Source organism: Caballeronia sp. NK8, assembly GCF_018408855.1.
Lineage (GTDB): Bacteria > Pseudomonadota > Gammaproteobacteria > Burkholderiales > Burkholderiaceae > Caballeronia.
In genome coordinates, this window is record NZ_AP024324.1 from 597,374 (window position 1) to 613,567 (window position 16,194).

At 65.2% G+C, this 16,194-nt stretch carries 13 protein-coding genes; 4 read left to right on the forward strand and 9 right to left on the reverse strand.

Annotated features, from left to right (window positions below; translation table 11 throughout):
* Nucleotides 1-7: 7 nt before the first annotated feature.
* On the forward strand, nucleotides 8-3,451 hold the full coding sequence (locus tag NK8_RS24395) for an autotransporter domain-containing protein (protein WP_213230680.1): 3,444 nt from the start codon (nucleotides 8-10) through the stop codon (nucleotides 3,449-3,451).
* A gap of 42 nt (nucleotides 3,452-3,493) precedes the next feature.
* Here the strand turns inward: NK8_RS24395 and NK8_RS24400 are convergent, their stop codons facing one another.
* Genes NK8_RS24400 through NK8_RS24420 form a run of 5 tightly spaced genes read right to left on the reverse strand, consistent with a single transcriptional unit; the run spans nucleotide 3,494 to nucleotide 9,489 of the window.
* On the reverse strand, nucleotides 3,494-4,630 hold the full coding sequence (locus NK8_RS24400; RefSeq protein ID WP_213230682.1) for a porin: 1,137 nt from the start codon (nucleotides 4,628-4,630) through the stop codon (nucleotides 3,494-3,496).
* Nucleotides 4,631-4,660: 30 nt separating this feature from the next.
* Nucleotides 4,661-5,560, reverse strand: a complete 900-nt coding sequence (locus tag NK8_RS24405) for a VOC family protein (RefSeq protein WP_213230684.1) — start codon at nucleotides 5,558-5,560, stop codon at nucleotides 4,661-4,663.
* A gap of 16 nt (nucleotides 5,561-5,576) precedes the next feature.
* Nucleotides 5,577-6,425: a fumarylacetoacetate hydrolase family protein gene (locus NK8_RS24410; RefSeq protein ID WP_213230686.1), complete on the reverse strand. Its 849-nt coding sequence runs from the start codon at nucleotides 6,423-6,425 to the stop codon at nucleotides 5,577-5,579.
* Between the two features lie 37 nt (nucleotides 6,426-6,462).
* The gene (locus NK8_RS24415) at nucleotides 6,463-7,791 is read right to left on the reverse strand and encodes an MFS transporter (RefSeq protein ID WP_213230688.1); all 1,329 of its coding nucleotides are present in this window, start codon (nucleotides 7,789-7,791) and stop codon (nucleotides 6,463-6,465) included.
* Between the two features lie 27 nt (nucleotides 7,792-7,818).
* Nucleotides 7,819-9,489, reverse strand: a complete 1,671-nt coding sequence (locus NK8_RS24420; RefSeq protein WP_213230689.1) for an FAD-dependent monooxygenase — start codon at nucleotides 9,487-9,489, stop codon at nucleotides 7,819-7,821.
* A gap of 101 nt (nucleotides 9,490-9,590) precedes the next feature.
* Between NK8_RS24420 and NK8_RS24425 the strand changes: the two genes are divergently transcribed.
* Together NK8_RS24425 and NK8_RS24430 are read left to right on the forward strand one after the other, a co-directional pair.
* The gene (locus NK8_RS24425; protein WP_213230690.1) at nucleotides 9,591-10,511 is read left to right on the forward strand and encodes a LysR family transcriptional regulator; all 921 of its coding nucleotides are present in this window, start codon (nucleotides 9,591-9,593) and stop codon (nucleotides 10,509-10,511) included.
* Nucleotides 10,512-10,559: 48 nt separating this feature from the next.
* Nucleotides 10,560-10,817: a DUF1272 domain-containing protein gene (locus NK8_RS24430; RefSeq protein ID WP_213230691.1), complete on the forward strand. Its 258-nt coding sequence runs from the start codon at nucleotides 10,560-10,562 to the stop codon at nucleotides 10,815-10,817.
* A gap of 1 nt (nucleotide 10,818) precedes the next feature.
* On the opposite strand, the gene NK8_RS24435 is transcribed toward NK8_RS24430, so the two are convergent.
* Together NK8_RS24435 and ald are read right to left on the reverse strand one after the other, a co-directional pair.
* Entirely contained in the window at nucleotides 10,819-11,952 is a 1,134-nt protein-coding gene (locus NK8_RS24435) for an FAD-dependent monooxygenase (RefSeq protein ID WP_213230692.1), read from the reverse strand.
* Between the two features lie 84 nt (nucleotides 11,953-12,036).
* A complete protein-coding gene (gene ald / locus NK8_RS24440) occupies nucleotides 12,037-13,155 on the reverse strand; it encodes an alanine dehydrogenase (protein WP_213230693.1) in 1,119 nt (372 codons plus the stop codon).
* A 201-nt stretch (nucleotides 13,156-13,356) separates the two neighbouring features.
* On the opposite strand from ald, the gene NK8_RS24445 reads away from it, so the two are divergent.
* On the forward strand, nucleotides 13,357-14,061 hold the full coding sequence (locus NK8_RS24445) for a hypothetical protein (protein WP_213230694.1): 705 nt from the start codon (nucleotides 13,357-13,359) through the stop codon (nucleotides 14,059-14,061).
* A 2-nt stretch (nucleotides 14,062-14,063) separates the two neighbouring features.
* Here NK8_RS24445 and NK8_RS24450 read toward each other — a convergent pair whose 3' ends face one another.
* Together NK8_RS24450 and NK8_RS24455 are read right to left on the reverse strand one after the other, a co-directional pair.
* Complete coding sequence (locus tag NK8_RS24450) at nucleotides 14,064-15,362, reverse strand: MFS transporter (protein ID WP_213230696.1); 1,299 nt, start codon at nucleotides 15,360-15,362, stop codon at nucleotides 14,064-14,066.
* 50 nt (nucleotides 15,363-15,412) lie between these two features.
* Nucleotides 15,413-16,183: an enoyl-CoA hydratase/isomerase family protein gene (locus NK8_RS24455; protein ID WP_213230698.1), complete on the reverse strand. Its 771-nt coding sequence runs from the start codon at nucleotides 16,181-16,183 to the stop codon at nucleotides 15,413-15,415.
* Nucleotides 16,184-16,194 lie beyond the last annotated feature (11 nt).

A 16,194-nucleotide genomic window follows, 5' to 3' on the forward strand; every position in this document is an offset into this window, starting at 1 on the left:
GCAGCTCATGAGTGTGCAGCATCAGGTATTCCGCATCGTCAAGATTTGCGGCAAGACCGTTTCCGCGGGTGTCGGTTTTCTGTGTTGCGCATTGCCGGTCAATGCACATGCCTCGACCTTCCTCGATTTCTCGAACGGCCTGACGGGCTGGACGCAATCCGGCTCCGTCGCCGTGCTCAGCACGACGAACGCCTTCACCGTGGGCGGCCAGCCTTACTCGCTCACGCCGGCGGTCGGCGACCAGATGGCGAAGATCACGCCGGGCGGCGGATACAACCAGGTCGGGACCGTGGAATCGAGCTTCGGGCTGACGCCGGGCAGCATCAGCAATCTCGTCAGCGGCACGACGAACTACGGCTACATCTACAAGCAGTTCACGCTGGCCGCGGGCACGTATTCCTTCGCGTGGGCGTATGCCGCGAACGACTACCAGCCCTTCAACGACGGCGTCATGTTCTCCGTCGCGGGCCAGGGCACCCAGCAGGTCGGCATTCTGGCGCTCAACGGCGCGTCGCCGACGTACGTGCCCGCGCAGGCGAGCACGCTGGTGCTCGGCAGCTACGGCACGACCCAGTGGATCATCACCAGTTTCACGATTGGCGCCACGGGCACCTATACGATCGGCTTCGCGGATTTCAACTACAACGACACCTCGGTCAGTCCGGTGTTCTATGTCGCTTCGAAGCCCGGCACGTTCACCGGCAACGCGGTCGCGACGACGGGCGGCGTGCCCCCTTCCGACATCGACACCAGCACGCCGTACTTTTCGTCGAGCAACCTCGGCACGAGCGTGAATCCCGTGTTCAGCGGCGGCACGCTGCGCGTGGACAGCGCGACGGTCGCGAGCGCGCTCTCGATCGGCGCGGCCGGCGGCACCATCGACCAGAACGGCCAGACTTCGACATTTACCGGCGTGATCGCCGATGCCGCGAGCGGCACGCCCGGCGCGCTCAGCATCGTCAACAACGCGAGCGGCGGCAGCGTGACCTTCACCGGCGTGAACACCTACACGGGCGCGACGCATATCGGCGCGGGCGCGACGCTCGCGCTGGCGGGCGCGGGCAGCATCGCGGCGTCCTCGGGCGTGTCGAACGATGGCGTGTTCGACATCTCGGGCCTCGCGGCGGATACGGCCGTCACGTCGCTTTCCGGCAGCGGCCAGGTCGCGCTGGGCGCGCGCACGCTGTCGCTCTCGAACGCCGCGGGCACTTTCGACGGGACGATCTCCGGTACGGGCGGGCTGCGCGTGCAAGGCGGCACCGAAGTGCTCACCGGCAACAACACCTACAGCGGCGGCACGACGCTCGCCGGCGGCTCGCTGCATGTCGCCTCGGATACGAATCTCGGCGCAGCGGCGGGCGCTCTCACGTTCCACGGCGGCGATCTCACGATCACGCAGTCGATGGACACCGCGCGCGCCATCGTCATCGGCGCCGAGGGCGCCTCGCTGACGACGCTCGCCGGCGTCACGCTCGATGCGAGCGGCCCGATCAGCGGTACGGGAAGTCTCGTGAAGAACGGCGTGGGCACGCTCGCGGTGAGCGGCGCGAACACCTTCACGGGCGGCACGCTCATCAATGGCGGCACGGTACAGATCGGCAGCGGCTCGTCGCTCGGCAGCGGCGCGATCGTGCTGAACGGCGCCACGCTCGGCACGACCGCCTCGCTCACCGCCGCCCAGCAACTCATCGTGACCGGCGCGTCCACGGTCGATGTCGCCGCCGGCACGAGCGCCGTGCTGTCGGGCGCGATCGCGTCCGCCGCGGGCACTGCCTGCCTGAGCAAGTCCGGCGGCGGCGCGCTCACCATCGCAGGCTCCGCGTCGCTCGCGAGCGGCGCATGCGTCGCGGCCGGCTCGCTGCGCGCGAACGGCTCGATCACCGGCGCGGTCGATGTGCTCGCCGCGGGCACGCTGCGCGGCGTCGGCGCGATCGACGGCGCGCTCTCGGTGAGCGGCCGTCTCGCGCCCGGCAACTCGCCGGGCACGCTCGCAGTCAACGGCACCGTGACGATGAACCCCGGCAGCACCTTCGAGGTGGACATCGACGGCACGGGCACCGGCACGGGTGCTGGCAACTATTCGCGACTGCTGGTGTTCGGCGCGAATCATCCGTTCGTCGCCGCGGGCACGCTCGCGCCGCTGTTGCGCGGCATCACCGGCGACGCGACCAACACCTTCGTGCCGAATCTCGGCGATACCTACCGCATCGTCACAGCCGAAGGCGGCATCAGCGGGCGCTTTGACACCCTCGCGCAGCCTTCGGACGGGCTAAAGGCGGGCACGCGCCTGCAGGCGTTCTACGACATGAACGGCAGCAACAGCATCGACTTGCGCGTGACGCCGGTTTCGTACGCGACGACGCTCGCGGCGGAAAACGACAACGCGCGCGCGGCGGCCGCGCTGCTCGACACGATCATGGGCGCGCAGGACAAGGGCAGCGCGTCCGCGCTGCAAAGCCAGCTGATCTATGCGGTGGCCGGTGCGCACGCGGCGCAGATCGGCCCCGTCACGAAGACGCTCTCCGGCGAGATCCACGCGGACATGGCCGCGGCCGCGCCGCGCGCGGCGCTCGGCGTGCAGGGACAGGTCGCGGCGCATCTGTCGGATATCGCGACGGGGAGCATCGACCATGGTCAGACGCTCTGGGCGAACGTCACGCACGGCAACAACACCTCGGCAAGCGACAGTCACGCTTCCGGCTTCACCTCGCGCGACAACCAGGTGGCAACCGGCGCGGATATCGTGCGCAACGCCACGACGAAGGTGGGCGTCGGCTTCGCCTATACGCAGACCAACGTGTCGGCGGATTCGGGCAACGGCGCGATCGAGGAAAGCATGGGCTTCGTGTACGGGCAGCATGCGCTCGGCCGCGTGCTGATCGACGGCACGCTCGGCTATGGCGCGCAAAGCTGGGACACGCATCATGCCGACGCGCTGGGCACCACGTCCGGCCTCACCAGCGGCACGCACGGCCGCGACGTGCTCGCCGCCACGGGCGTGCGCCTGCCGGTGGACATCGGCACGCAGCGGCTCGAGCCGTTCGCCCGGGCGATCTACCAGCACGTGTCGCGCGATGCGAGCTCGGAAGGCGCGGCGTCGGCCGCGGCGCTGTCGCTCGACAGCTACTCGGGCAACGGCGTACGCATGATGACGGGGCTTGCCGGCGGCTCGCGTGTGCAGGACCCGCTCGCGCAGCGCGTGACCTACCGCTTCACGGCGGCCGTGGGCGTCGATGCCGGCAGTCTCACGCGACCGAGCGTCGACGCAAGCCTTGCGGGACTCGGCCTCACGACGACCTCGCCGCATTCGGGCCGCGTGTTCGGGCAGCTCGGCCTCGACGGCACGCTGCGGGTGTCGAAGAACGGCCATCTGTTCGCGCATGTCGAGGGCGAAGCGGCGGCTCGCCGGACGGCGTATGGTCTGACCGCCGGCGCGCGCGTCGCGTTCTGAGGTTCGAAGCAGTGCGGATCGCGACTCACGCGGTCCGCTCGATCAGAACGTATGGCGAATGCCCGCCATCACGCCGAGTTGACCGACGCCCGCATTCGGCGTCGTGCCCGGACCGCCCTGGCTCAGCGTGTAGCGCGCCTTCGCGCTGTTGAAGACATACCCGCTTTGCAGATAGACGCCGGTGCGCTTGGACAGCAGATAGGTGCCGCGCAGCGCGGCGAGCGTCGCGCGCGTGTCCTGCGCCGTGTCGACAGTGCGATACACGCCCCCATCGACGAACATCGCGGGTGTCACGAAGTACGTGCCCGTGAGATAGAAGATGTCGGTATGCACATCGGCGAGCGTCGGCGACACCGTTTGCACGCGGCGTCCGAGCCAGCCGCCGCCTACTTTCAACTGGCCGAGCTTGATATAGCCGTTCAATTGCGTGCGAGCATCCTTGTCGCCGCTGTTGGTCAGCGCAATCGGCGCGGTTCCGTTGAAGAGATTCGCGGCGGCGCCCGGACCGCCGCGCTGCTCGTCGTAGGACGCGGCGACGCCGAACGCATTCGCGTCATAGCGCAGGAGCACCGACCACTGCCGGCACGCGTTGTAGTTGCCGGGAATCGCACCCGCACAGGTTCCCTGTCCGGGCGAGTTGCCCGTTCCCGCCGAATCGCGGCCGAGCGCGTACGTGCCGCCTATCGTGACGCCGCTGAAGGTGCCTTTGTAGGCGACCGTATTGTCGCTGCGCGCATTGGGCATGTATGAATCGAGCGAGCCGGCGCCACCGTAGATATCCGGCCCGAGCTGATCGGCATCGACGATGGCCCAGTAAGACATGGTGTATTGCCGCCCGAAACTGAGCGTGCCGAAGCGGTTCGACACGCCGACCCACGCCTGCCGTCCGAACAGGCGGCCGCCCTGATTGACGTCGCCGGAGCGGACGTTGAAACCGTTCTCCAGCGTGAAAATAGCCGAGTAGCCGCCGCCCAGGTCCTCGACGCCGCGCATTCCCCAGCGCGAGGGCAGCGAGCCGGTGATGCCCGGCATCCGCACGACCTTGTCATCCGTCGGTCCCGCGTGCGTGACGAGTTCGATGCCCGTATCGAGAATTCCGTACAGCGTCACGCTGCTTTGCGCGTGCGCGCCGCAGCACAGCGTAAGCGCGGCAGCGCCCGCCATCATCTTGCGTTTCATGTCTCCGTCCTTTTATGTTTTTAGCGATGCCTATGCTTCGGTGTTGTGTATGAAGTTCTCCGGCACGGGCGGTCCCCATAGATAGAGCGAGTCCTCCGGAGCGAAATCGCCCGCGGGCCATGCGTGTCCCGCCGACACGAAATCGATATCCGCCGAGTACTCGCAGAAGGATCCCCACGGGTCTTCCACGTAATGGAAGTAGTTCGAGCCGAGCACATGACGTCCCGTGCCCCAGCCTTTCGTGTAACCGGCGGTCGCCATCTGCGCTGCGCCTTCGCCCACGCGGTTCACGTCATCGACGTCCCATGCCGCGTGATGCCAGCCGCGCGCGCTGCTCTTTGCGAACGCGACGAGGTGATGATCGCTGCCGTGCGGCGCATGCGTGAACGCGATGATGTCGCGCGACTGGTCGGAGAGGCGCAGGCCGAGCGCCGCGCCGTAGAAGTCGATCGCGCGCAGCACGTCCGGCGAAAACAGCAGCACGTGCGACAGGCGATTCGGCCTGACCCGTTTCACCTCGGAACGCGTGCAGTTGCCACGCGCATCCGCCGCGGCGCCCGTGAGCGCATGCGGCGTCTTCGATGACGGACTGGTCTTCGGTCCCGCCTTGACCTGAATGAGATTGCCATCGGGATCGCGGAACCAGAGGCCCTCGTCGCCATCGACGAATCGCGCGCCTGCGCCTTGCGCTTGCGCGCGAATCGTTGCGATATCGTGCTCGAAACAGTTGAAGCTCAGATACGCCAGCGACTTGTCCGCCGCGGGCAGCGCGCGCGCCCAGCGCCAGCCGTCGGCGGCGCGCAGTTCGAGTTCGTTCCGATGCGCGCCCGCACGCGCCACATCGAGCCCGAACGCCTTGAAAAAGCGCTCGGCTTCATCGACTGAAGGCACGTTGAGCGCGAAGTGATCGATCGAATGAACGGCAGCCATGATCGCCTCCCGAGGTTCAGCGCGCCGGTTCGTCCGCGATGACATTGCGCAGCACGCCCATGCCTTCGACGCTCACTTCGCACACGTCGCCCGCCTTCATCAGCAACTTCGGCGTGCGCGCCCAGCCGATGCCCGAGGGCGTCCCCGACACGATCACATCGCCCGCTTCGAGCGTGATCGCCTCGCTGATGATGCTGATGAGCGAAGCCACGTCGAACACCATCTCGTCGGTATTCGCGGACTGCACCACGTTGCCGTTCACGCGCGTTTCCAGCCGCAGGCCCCTGACGCCCGGCGGCAGTTCATCGGCGGTGATGAGATCGGGGCCGAACGCGCCGGTCGCATCGAAGTTCTTGCCCACGGTCCATTGCGGCGTCTTGAACTGATACTCGCGCACGGAGCCGTCGTTGAAGAGCGAATAACCCGCCACGCAGGCGAGCGCCTCGTCCTTTGCGATATGACGGCCGCCCTTGCCGATCACGACCGCGATCTCGCCTTCGTAGTCGAGTCCTTCGGAGTCCGTCACGCCGGGACGGATCATCGGCTGATCGTGCGCGACGAGGCTCGTGTTCACGCGCAGAAACAGCGTCGGATACGCGGGCTGCTCGTAGTTGCTCTCCTTCGTGTGATCGGCGAAATTGAGTCCCACGCAGATGATCTTCGGCGGGCGCTGCAAGGGCGGCAGCAAACGAAGTCCCGCCATCGGCAGCTTCTCTTCGCTGGCGCTTGCACGAGCCCATTCGTTCAGATCGACGCCGCGCGCCAGCACCGATTCCAGTGGCTCGATGCCGAGCACGCGCACATCGTCGCCATCGCGCACGCCGAGCGTCGCTTGTCCTTCCTTGATGAAATTCACGAACCGCATGTCTTGATCCTTTATCGAAATGGAAAAATTGCAGAGGTCAGGCGCGCGACCGATACACCCAGCCGTTCGCGAGCATCGCCAGTCCGGCGATGACAACCGGCGCCGCGAACAGCGCGAAGGCGGCCGTCAGCGAATGGAAGGTCGCGAGCAGCACGCCGCCCGTCATCGAACCGATGATCGAGCCGATGCGTCCCACCCCGAGCGCCCAGCTCACGCCAGTCGCGCGCGCCGCCGTCGTATAGAAGCCGGCGACCAGCACGTTTGCGCCGGTCTGCGCACCGGACAGCCCGAAGCCCGCCATGAACACCGTGACGTACACGAGGAACGGCTCGCCGATCGCCACGCCGATCAGCGCGATCGATACCGCCGCGATCGCATACGAGCCGGACAGCACGAAGAACGGATTCATCCGGTCCATCAGCCGCGCGTTGACGAGCGATCCGAGCGTGCCGCCGAGCGGCAGCATCGCGCCGACACGCGCCGCATGCGAGGCATCGATGCCCGCGCTGGTGATCACCGTCGGCAGCCAGCTGCTGACCTGGTAATAGACCCACAGCGTGCAGAAGAACGCGATCCACAACAGCAGCGTGCCCGTGCGATAGCGCGTGGAAAACAGCGTGCCGATCACGCTTTGTTGCGCGTGCTCGCGCCGCGCGTCTTCGGGCGCGAAGGTGTCGATGGGCGTATTCGCATCGCCGGTCAGGCGTTCGATGGTGCGGCGCGCTTCCTTTGCATAGCGCGGCTTGCCGGCCATGAAGCGGATCGATTCCGGCAGCCACAGCCAGATCACCGGCGCGAGCAGCAGCGGAAACACGCCGCCGAACACGAACACGCCCTGCCATCCGAACGTGGGCAACAGCAGCGACGCGACCGCGCCGCCGCCCGCGAGACCGAGCGTGAAGCCGCAAAACATCAGCGTGACGCGCATCGCGCGGCCGCGCGGCGGACTGAATTCGGACGACAGCGTGATCGAGTTGGGCATCGCGCCGCCGAGGCCCGCGCCGGTCAGAAAGCGCAGCGCGATGAGCCATCCCGCCGACGGCGCAAAGGCGCAGGCGAGACTGCCGAGGCCGAACAGAATCAGCGAGATCGCGATGACCCGCTTGCGGCCGATGCGATCCGCGAGCGGCCCGAACAGAAAGCTGCCGACCGTGAGGCCGAAGAGGCCCGCGCCGAAGATCGGCCCGAGTTGCGCGGGCGTCAGCGACCATGCCGATTTCAGGAGCGGCGCGACATAGCCGACCGACGCGACATCGAAGCCATCGGCGGCAACGACGAGAAAGCAGAGAACCAGCGTCAGGACCTGCAGCGGCGAGGTCTTCGCTTCATCGACGATGCCTTGCGGTGCAACGGATTGCGCATGCATGTTGGTGTGTCTCCGATCGATGCTTTTTTATTGAGTGACCAGCGCGGCTTCGTTCGCGCACAGTCCGACAGTGCGTCGCGCGGCCGCTTCGAACGCAAGGTCAAGCGCATCGCCACGCCACGCGACATGCTGGTCGGGACGAATCAGCACGTAGCCCGCGCCGTAGGCCTGCGCGACTTCCGCTTCGTCGATGCGTACGACCGCGAGTCGAGGCAGCGCACGGGCGGCGCGTTGCACGGCGTCGGCATCGAAAGCGGCGCTCGCGGCCTTCGTGCATAGCAGCGTGAAGCCCGGACCGAAGCGATCGAACAGCGATGCGCCATCGGCAAGCCAGACATGCGGCGCGCGATGCCCCGCGCGCGCGGTCGGCAGATAGAGATTCGCGGCATCGGGCGGCGGCGACCCCCCTTCCGCTTCCACGAGCGGCGATGCTTCATAACGCGTGCCGAGATGCACGCCGGGAATCACGAATTCGCCGGTGGCATGAAACGCCAGGTAATCGCCGATGGCTTCACGCGCGGCATCGCCCGATGCGCCCGCTTCGAATGCCGCGTCGGGCAGTCGCACGTGACCGATGCCGTCCGCGAAGCCGCGCGCGAAGGCGGTGTTGCGCAAGGCCGCGGGCCGGCGCTCCGCCTCGTAGCTCGCGCCGAGCGCATCGCCCGCGAAGCCCTTGATCATCGCTTCGAGCTTCCATGCGAGATTGGCTGCATCGTCGATGCCGGTGTTGTAGCCGAGACCGCCCGTCGGCGTGAACAGATGCGCGGCGTCGCCCGCGAGGAACACGCGGCCCGCGCCGAAGCGTTCGGCGACCAGCGCGAAGCCCGCCGTCCATGTCGATGTGCTCTTCACTTCGAAGGGAATGTCCGCGCCGATCGCCTCCGCGATGCGACGGCGCACGCTGTCCTCATCCGCGACTTCGCCCTCGCGCAACTGCACGTTCATGATGAAGTGGCCCGCGCCATCGACCGCGATGATGAGCGCGCGCTGACGCGGGCTGAAGGTCCAGTATTGCCACGCCGGCGCACGCTTGCTCACGCGATAGATATCGGGCGCGTAAAAGTACACGGCGTCCATCTGCCCGCCCATGAATTCGCGTTTTTCGCCGGCCATGCCCGCGAGCCGGATATCGAGCGCCTTGCGCACGAAACTGCGCGGACCGTCGCAGCCGATCAGATAGCGCGCCGTGACAGTGCGTGTGTCGCCGGCATCGGATTCGATCGTCGCCGTGACCGATGCTTCGTTTTGCGTGAAGTCCACCACGCGCGATGAAAAATGAACGTGGCAATCGGGATAGCTGCGGGCGGCGTCGAGCAAAACGGGCTCGACATAAAGCTGCGAGCAGCGATGCGGCGGCTCCGGCGTCGGCCAGGTGAACGCGTGTCCCTTCGCCCATTCGACCGCGTCGCGCGATGCGGGCTGATGCAGCCGCGCCAGTTCGTGACCCGCGATCGACGTGAAATACGCCACGTCCGGTGCGTAGTCCGCAGGCAAACCCAGCGAGCGCACTTTCGACGCAATGCCGATGCGCCGGAAGTGCTCCATGGTCCGCGCGCTGTTGGCATTGGCGGCGGGATGACGGCTGGTGCCGCTCTTGGCATCGAACAATTCGACGCTCACGCCGCGCTGCCCGAGTTCGGCGGCGAGAAACAGCCCGACCGGGCCTCCGCCCACGATGATGACTTCGCAATCCAGCACATCCGTCTCCTGTTTTTTCTGAAGCTGGATGCGAAGTTAAACGCGTCGCCGCTATAAATCTATACAATGACTTTCATACCCGGAATGAATCTGATTCATACATGCCGACCCCCGACCTGAACTTTCTGTATGTGTTGCAGGCGCTCGACGAGGAGCGGAGCGTGTCTCGCGCCGCCGAACGCCTCGGGCTGACTCAGCCTGCCGTGAGCCATGCACTGGGGAAACTCCGTACGCTGTTTCAGGACGATTTGTTCGTGCGCGCGGGTTCGGTGATGGCTCCGACGCCGGTGGGCGAGCGGCTCGCGCAAGGCGTGGCGCACGTGCTCGCGGTGGTGCAGGAAGAAATCTGGAGCGCGAAGGCCTTCGATGCCGCGAGCACCACGCGCACGTTCTCGGTGTGTCTGAGCGACATGGGCGTGATCGTGCTGTTGCCGCGCCTGCTCGCGGCTTTGCGCGAACGCGCGCCGAACGCGACGCTCAAGCCGATTCAGCTTCCGTCGCTGGAGCTGGCGAGCGCGCTTCAGGACGGCGCGCTCGATCTCGCTATCGGCTATCTCGGCAAGATGGGCGAGAACCTGCATCAGCAGCCGCTGTTCAGGCGCTCACTGGTCGGCATCGTGAAGGGCGGCAAGACGCGCAGGAAGATACGCATGACGCTCGATGAGTTCATCGCGCGCAAGCATGTCGTCGCGGGCACGCTGGCGCTGACGAACCAGTTGCTCGAAAAGGAATTGCGCCGGCTCGGTTCGAAGCTGAAAGTGGGTATCGACGTGCCGTATCTGCTCGCGGTCCCGAGCCTCGTCGCGACATCGGATTTCATTGCGGCGGTGCCGGATGAACTCGCGGAACTGTTCTCGCGCCTCGCGGATGTCGATGTGTTCCCCTTGCCTGTCGAACTGCCCGATCTCACGGTGCAGCAGTTCTGGCACGCGCGGCATCACAACGATGCGGGGCATCGGTGGTTCAGAGGTCTGGTGGCGACGACGCTCGGGTCAGCCGCCCGAAAACCGGTGCACGTGTAGACTCGCACGGTAACGAAAGACTTGACTCACCCGATTCCGGAGACAGGCATGCTGGAACTTCGACCCGGTTGTGAATGCTGCGACAAGGACTTGCCTCCGGATTCGACCGAGGCGCTCATCTGCTCGTTCGAATGCACCTTCTGTCGCGATTGCGCAGCGAACGTGCTGGGCGGCGCCTGCCCCAACTGCGGAGGCGAACTGCTGGCGCGCCCGCGCCGCGCGGCGGACAAACTCGTCAAACATCCCGCCTCCACCCAGCGCGTGTTCGATCCGACATGCCGGGACAAGGCGCGGCGCACGCCTTGACTCATCGGATCGTGGCGCCCAGCAAATCCGTCACGTCGATGCCGTTTTTCGCCGCGTCGAGTTGCTCGTCCGGCACCGGTCCTTCGCGTTCGAGATCGACCAGCGCCTGATTCAGATCGACATATGGCCGCATGCGGACTTCGTAGGCGGCGAACGCATTCGCCGGAACGTCCGGGCGGCGCACGAGTTCATGCGCGAGCACGAACGCGCCGACAAGCCCGAGGCTCGTGCCCTGCCCCGAAAACGGCGATGCGCAATGCGCCGCATCGCCAGCCAGCACGACACGGCCTTGCGACCACGCGGGCATGTGTATTTGCGCCAGCTCGTTGTAGTAGAACTGGTCTGTGCGCTCCATCGCGTCGAGAAACCTGGGGAAATCGCCTTTCAGATGCGCGCAGCTTTCTGCTACGACGCGCTTCTGTGCATCGACATCGCTTCGGGACAATGCTGGATCGGGCGCTGCAAAGCCCACCCCGATGCGCAACTCGCGCTGGTCCCGGCTCGGGTATATGACATAGCCGAGTTCGTTCATCCGGTGCCCGATCTGCCAGCCATCGAGCCCGATGAGATTGGGCGTCGAAAACAGCGCGAGCACGACGCCGAGCGGAGCAACAACCGCTGCTTCATCGTTGAACACCTGCTTCCGGACGTTCGAGTAGATTCCATCCGTACCGATCAGGATATCGAAGGATCTGTCCGAACCGCTTTCGAACTGGACCTTGACGCCGTCCGCGTGCTGGTCGATCGCGCGAATGCTATCGGCATACATGAACTCGACGTTCCCGCTCAGTGCGTTCATCAGCAACTCGCACAGGTCGTCGCGGAAGATTTCGATGTCGTCGCTGTCGAGACGGCCCGCACTGTACGTGCGCTCTTCCGTCCGATGTATCTCCTTGCCGTCGGCATCGAGCATCGACATGCCCTTGAGCCGTGTACGCAACGCGCGTGCGTCATCGAGCAGGCCCATCGCCTGCACGACATGCAGCGCGACGCCACGGATATCGACGGCCTGACCGCCACGCCGGAAACCATCGGAACGTTCCACGAGCGTGACGGCAATTCCCGCGCGATCCAGCCAGAAGGCCAGCGCGAGACCCGTGACGCCGGCGCCGGAAATCAGAGCGTTGCGAATCATCGTAATTCTCCTTGAGGTTTATCGGCCGAGCCAGAGAAGCGTCTCGTCGTGAGCCGCTGGCAGACGGGTTGCACATTGGGCAAACTACCCATCAAGAAGCGACTCCCCATCGACATATTGATAACCGCGATCGCGCGCCACCGCCTTGTAAGTGACATTCCCGTCACACACGTTGAGTCCGCGGCGAAGATGCACGTCTTCCTTCATCGCACGCTTCCAGCCCTTGTCCGCCAGCATGAGCGCGGGGCCGATCGTTGCATGGTTCAGTGCGAACGTCGACGTGCGCGCCACGCCTCCCGGCATGTTCGCGACGCAATAGTGCACGACCCCATCGATGAAGAAGACGGGATCGGCATGCGTGGTCGGATGCGACGTCTCGAAGCAGCCACCCTGATCGATGGCGACATCGACCATCACCGCGCCCTTCCTCATGCCGGCGACGTGTTCCCGGGTGACGAGCTTGGGCGCGGATGCACCCGGTATCAGCACGCCGCCGATCACGACATCCGCATCGAGCACGGCCTCTTCGATGCTCTGCGCGTTGGAAAACGCGGTCGTGATCCGATTGCCGTAAACCAGATCGAGCTGACGCAGGCGATCGACGTTCTTGTCCAGCACGGTGACGCGCGCGCCGAGTCCGACCGCCATCTGCAACGCATTCGTGCCAACCACGCCCGCGCCGATCACGGCGACGTGGCCAGGCGTCACGCCAGGCACGCCCCCGAGCAGGACGCCGCGCCCGCCCTGGGCGATCTCCAGAAAGTGCGCGCCGGCCTGCACCGCCATGCGTCCGGCGACCTCGCTCATCGGCGCCAGCAGCGGCAGTCCGCCGCCCGACCCGGTGATGGTCTCGTAGGCAATGCAGATCGCCCCGGACTCTACGAGCGCCTTCGTCTGGACCGGGTCCGGCGCGAGATGCAGATACGCATAGAGGATCTGTCCGGGCCGCAGCATCTGACACTCGGCGGGCTGCGGCTCCTTGACCTTGACGATCATGTCGGCGGAAGCGAACACTTCCGCGGCCTCCGCGACGATCTCCGCGCCCGCCAGCCGGTACTGTTCGTCGGTCAGGCCGATTGCGTCGCCGGCTTGCGCCTGCACCACGACCGGATGTCCACGCGCGGTGAGTTCGCGCACGCTGGCCGGCGTCAGTCCGACGCGATATTCATGGATCTTCACTTCCTTGGGTACGCCGATACGCATGGCAGTCTCCTGTGAGCGCGTCACGCTTCGCCAGCGACGATTTTCTTCATACCTGAAACCATGCCGGCGACAGCCGCGAGGTCGTGTCGTCGTCTCGTGCGGCGACGATCGTTTCCAATCTTATCGGTTTCGCAGGGGTGTTCCGTCTGAATCGCTACAATGGCGCGGACACATTTCCATCGAAAGCATCGCAGGCGAGACATGCTGACTTCCTATTTCTGGAGCGGCGACGCGATCCGCAGTCGAAGCGTCAGTGACGTGGTTCTCTCTGGCACGCTCGACGTGCCCGCGCCCTCCGCACGACTGCTCGCGGATTGGCAAAGAGAGACATCGTCGCGGCTCGCTCTCGAACCCGGCGATGTCGAGCCAATGCCTCTGGCGCGAACGCAAATGCGCTGGCCGGACTACAAGCGCTGCGTGCAGACCATGTCGGACTGGACACGCGCGCTTGGACTGCACGGCGTGCTCGCCGACAGCGACGTCGCGCTCATGGCGTGTCGTGGCGCGCGCTATCACCATGACGCCGCGCAATATGGCGGCAAGGCCTTCTGCAATCTCTTCCTGAGCGAGGACCGTGGCCTGGACGTGCATTTTCCCGCCACGGGACTTCGTATTCCGCTGACCCGCGGAACAGCCCTCATATTCGATACCGGTCAGCCTCATGGCGTGATTCAGCGCCACCGCGACAATTTCAATGAGGCCGATTTCGCGCCGGATCAGGACTGCATCCAGATATTCCTGAGCTGGGAGCTTCCGATCGAGGACGCCCAGGTTGCGCAAGTCCTCGAGGTGGACTTTGACGTCGCCCGTCCGACGTCGCCGTTACCGGATGAAGAACAAGTGTGGTTGAACGGCTCGCCAGTTGCCGTGTGCCCGGAATCGGGTCGCTGGTACCGGGCCGACTGACTTCAACCGTGAGCGGCCGGCGCAAGTTGCGCGATGTCGACGGGCTTGCTCGACGAGCGAATGACGCGCATCACGACCCATGCGATGAGATAAGCCGAACCGCAGACGACGAACAGCACGTTGTAGCCGGCGTCGATGTGACCGAGCACCTTGAAATGGTCCAGCACCGCACCGACGACGAGCGGGAACAGCGTCGCACCCAGCGCACCGGCCAGGCCGCCGATCCCGACGACCGAACCGACTGCCGCCTTCGGAAACATGTCGGAAGCGGTCGTGAAGAGGTTCGCCGACCATGCCTGATGCGAAGCCGCCGCGAGGCTCAGAAGGCCGACCATCGCCCACATGTTCTCGATGAACGGCGAGAACGCAATCGGCATCACGAGAAACGCAAAGACCAGCATGGTGGTTTGTCGCGCCTTCGTCACGGACCAGCCGCGCTGAATCAGCCTGGACGAGATGAAACCACCGCCGATGCTGCCGATCGAGGTCGAGACGTACACGATCACCAGCGGCAGGCCGAGGTTCTTCAGATCGAGGTGGAAGCGCGAATTGAAGTACGAAGGCAGCCAGAAGAGCATGAACCACCAGATCGGGTCGGTCAGAAGCTTGCCTGCGAAGAATGCCCACGTCGGGCGCAGCTTGAGCAAGGTGAACCAGCTCACCTTTTGCGTCGCGGGAGCGGGCGCTGAATCCTCGCTGATGTAGCCGAGCTCCGCCTCGTTGACCTTCGCGTGTTTCGCCGGCACCTGATACATGAAGTACCAGAAGCCCAGCCAGATAAAGCCCGTCAGTCCGGTGACGAAGAACGCAGCCTCCCAGCCATACGTTGCGGCGAGCCATGGAACGGTCGCCGGTGCCGCCACCGCGCCGATGCTGGTACCGGAGGTGAGAATACCCACCGCGAGCGCTTGCTCCTTGCGCGGGAACCACTCCGACACGCTCTTCACCGCGCAAGGGAAGCTGCCGGACTCAGAGATGCCAAGCAGGGCACGCATGACGCCGAAGCCCATCGTGCTGCGCACGAGCGCATGGCCGCATGCGGCGATGCTCCACACCAGCACGCACACGCCGTAGCCGATCTTGACGCCGAACTTGTCGACCATCTTTCCGGACAACACCATGCCGATTGCATAACACGCGGTGAACACCATGACGATGTAGCTGTACTGTGTCTCGGTCCAGTTGAACGTGACGGCAAGCTCGGGCTTGAGCAGTCCCAACACCTGACGGTCGAGGTAATTGATCGTGGTTGCGAAGAAAAGCAGCGCGCAGATGCGCCACCGGATAGCTGTACGGTCCATGAGCGACTCCTGTCTCCTGAAATGCCTGATCCGCTGATGCGGCTTGAGAGTTACCGGAAAAATGCGGGGCGTTTCTCGCGAAATGCCGCGACGCCTTCGATTGCATCGGGGGACGCCTTGCACACCGATGCGGCGAGTTCGTGAGCGTATTCGTGCTGGCCCGTCTCCATCATCCGAACGAGCCGCTTACCGACTGACAGCGAAGTCCTCGATCGCTTGATGAGCGTTGCGCAGATTGCGTCGACGCGGCCGCGCAACTGATCCGCTTCGACGGCCTCGTTGATCACGCCCCATGCAGCGGCGGTTTCGGCGGAGATCGGTTCACCGAGAAGAATCAACTCACGCGTGCGCGTCGCGCCGACGAGTTCGGAAAGCCGCGAGCAGCCCATCCATCCGGGGATGGCGCCCACCGACGCTTCAGGAAAGCCGACCGTTGCCTGTTTGCTTGCGTAGCGGAGATCGCACGTCAGCGCGAGTTCGAATCCGCCGCCGAGCGCGCTGGCGGAAAGAACAGCGATCGTCGGTTTGTCGAGTTCGGCGATGCGACGGAACACGCGGTTGCCTTCGCGAATGAAGCGCGTGCCCATCTTCTGCGGATCGATATCGCCCCACTCGTTGATATCCGCGCCGCTGCAAAAGAAGCGCGGACTCGCGGTTTCGATTTTCAGCACGCGGATTTCATCATTGCGCTCGACGTCCGTCACGGCGCGTTCAATGTCATCCAGCATCTGCAACGTCAACGCGTTATGACGCGATACGCGGTTGAGCGTAATCGTGGCGACGCCACCTTTGGCCTCGTAGAGAATGTCGGTGTCGGACATGTAAAACCTCT

Coding starts and splice junctions, on each gene's coding strand:
- NK8_RS24395 (WP_213230680.1), top strand. CDS start 8: ATGAGTGTGCAGCATCAGGTATTCCGCATCGTCAAGATTTGCGGCAAG.
- NK8_RS24430 (WP_213230691.1), top strand. CDS start 10,560: ATGCTGGAACTTCGACCCGGTTGTGAATGCTGCGACAAGGACTTGCCT.
- NK8_RS24405 (WP_213230684.1), bottom strand. CDS start 5,560: ATGGCTGCCGTTCATTCGATCGATCACTTCGCGCTCAACGTGCCTTCA.
- NK8_RS24425 (WP_213230690.1), top strand. CDS start 9,591: ATGCCGACCCCCGACCTGAACTTTCTGTATGTGTTGCAGGCGCTCGAC.
- NK8_RS24400 (WP_213230682.1), bottom strand. CDS start 4,630: ATGAAACGCAAGATGATGGCGGGCGCTGCCGCGCTTACGCTGTGCTGC.
- ald (WP_213230693.1), bottom strand. CDS start 13,155: ATGCGTATCGGCGTACCCAAGGAAGTGAAGATCCATGAATATCGCGTC.
- NK8_RS24445 (WP_213230694.1), top strand. CDS start 13,357: ATGCTGACTTCCTATTTCTGGAGCGGCGACGCGATCCGCAGTCGAAGC.
- NK8_RS24435 (WP_213230692.1), bottom strand. CDS start 11,952: ATGATTCGCAACGCTCTGATTTCCGGCGCCGGCGTCACGGGTCTCGCG.
- NK8_RS24455 (WP_213230698.1), bottom strand. CDS start 16,183: ATGTCCGACACCGACATTCTCTACGAGGCCAAAGGTGGCGTCGCCACG.
- NK8_RS24450 (WP_213230696.1), bottom strand. CDS start 15,362: ATGGACCGTACAGCTATCCGGTGGCGCATCTGCGCGCTGCTTTTCTTC.
- NK8_RS24415 (WP_213230688.1), bottom strand. CDS start 7,791: ATGCATGCGCAATCCGTTGCACCGCAAGGCATCGTCGATGAAGCGAAG.
- NK8_RS24410 (WP_213230686.1), bottom strand. CDS start 6,425: ATGCGGTTCGTGAATTTCATCAAGGAAGGACAAGCGACGCTCGGCGTG.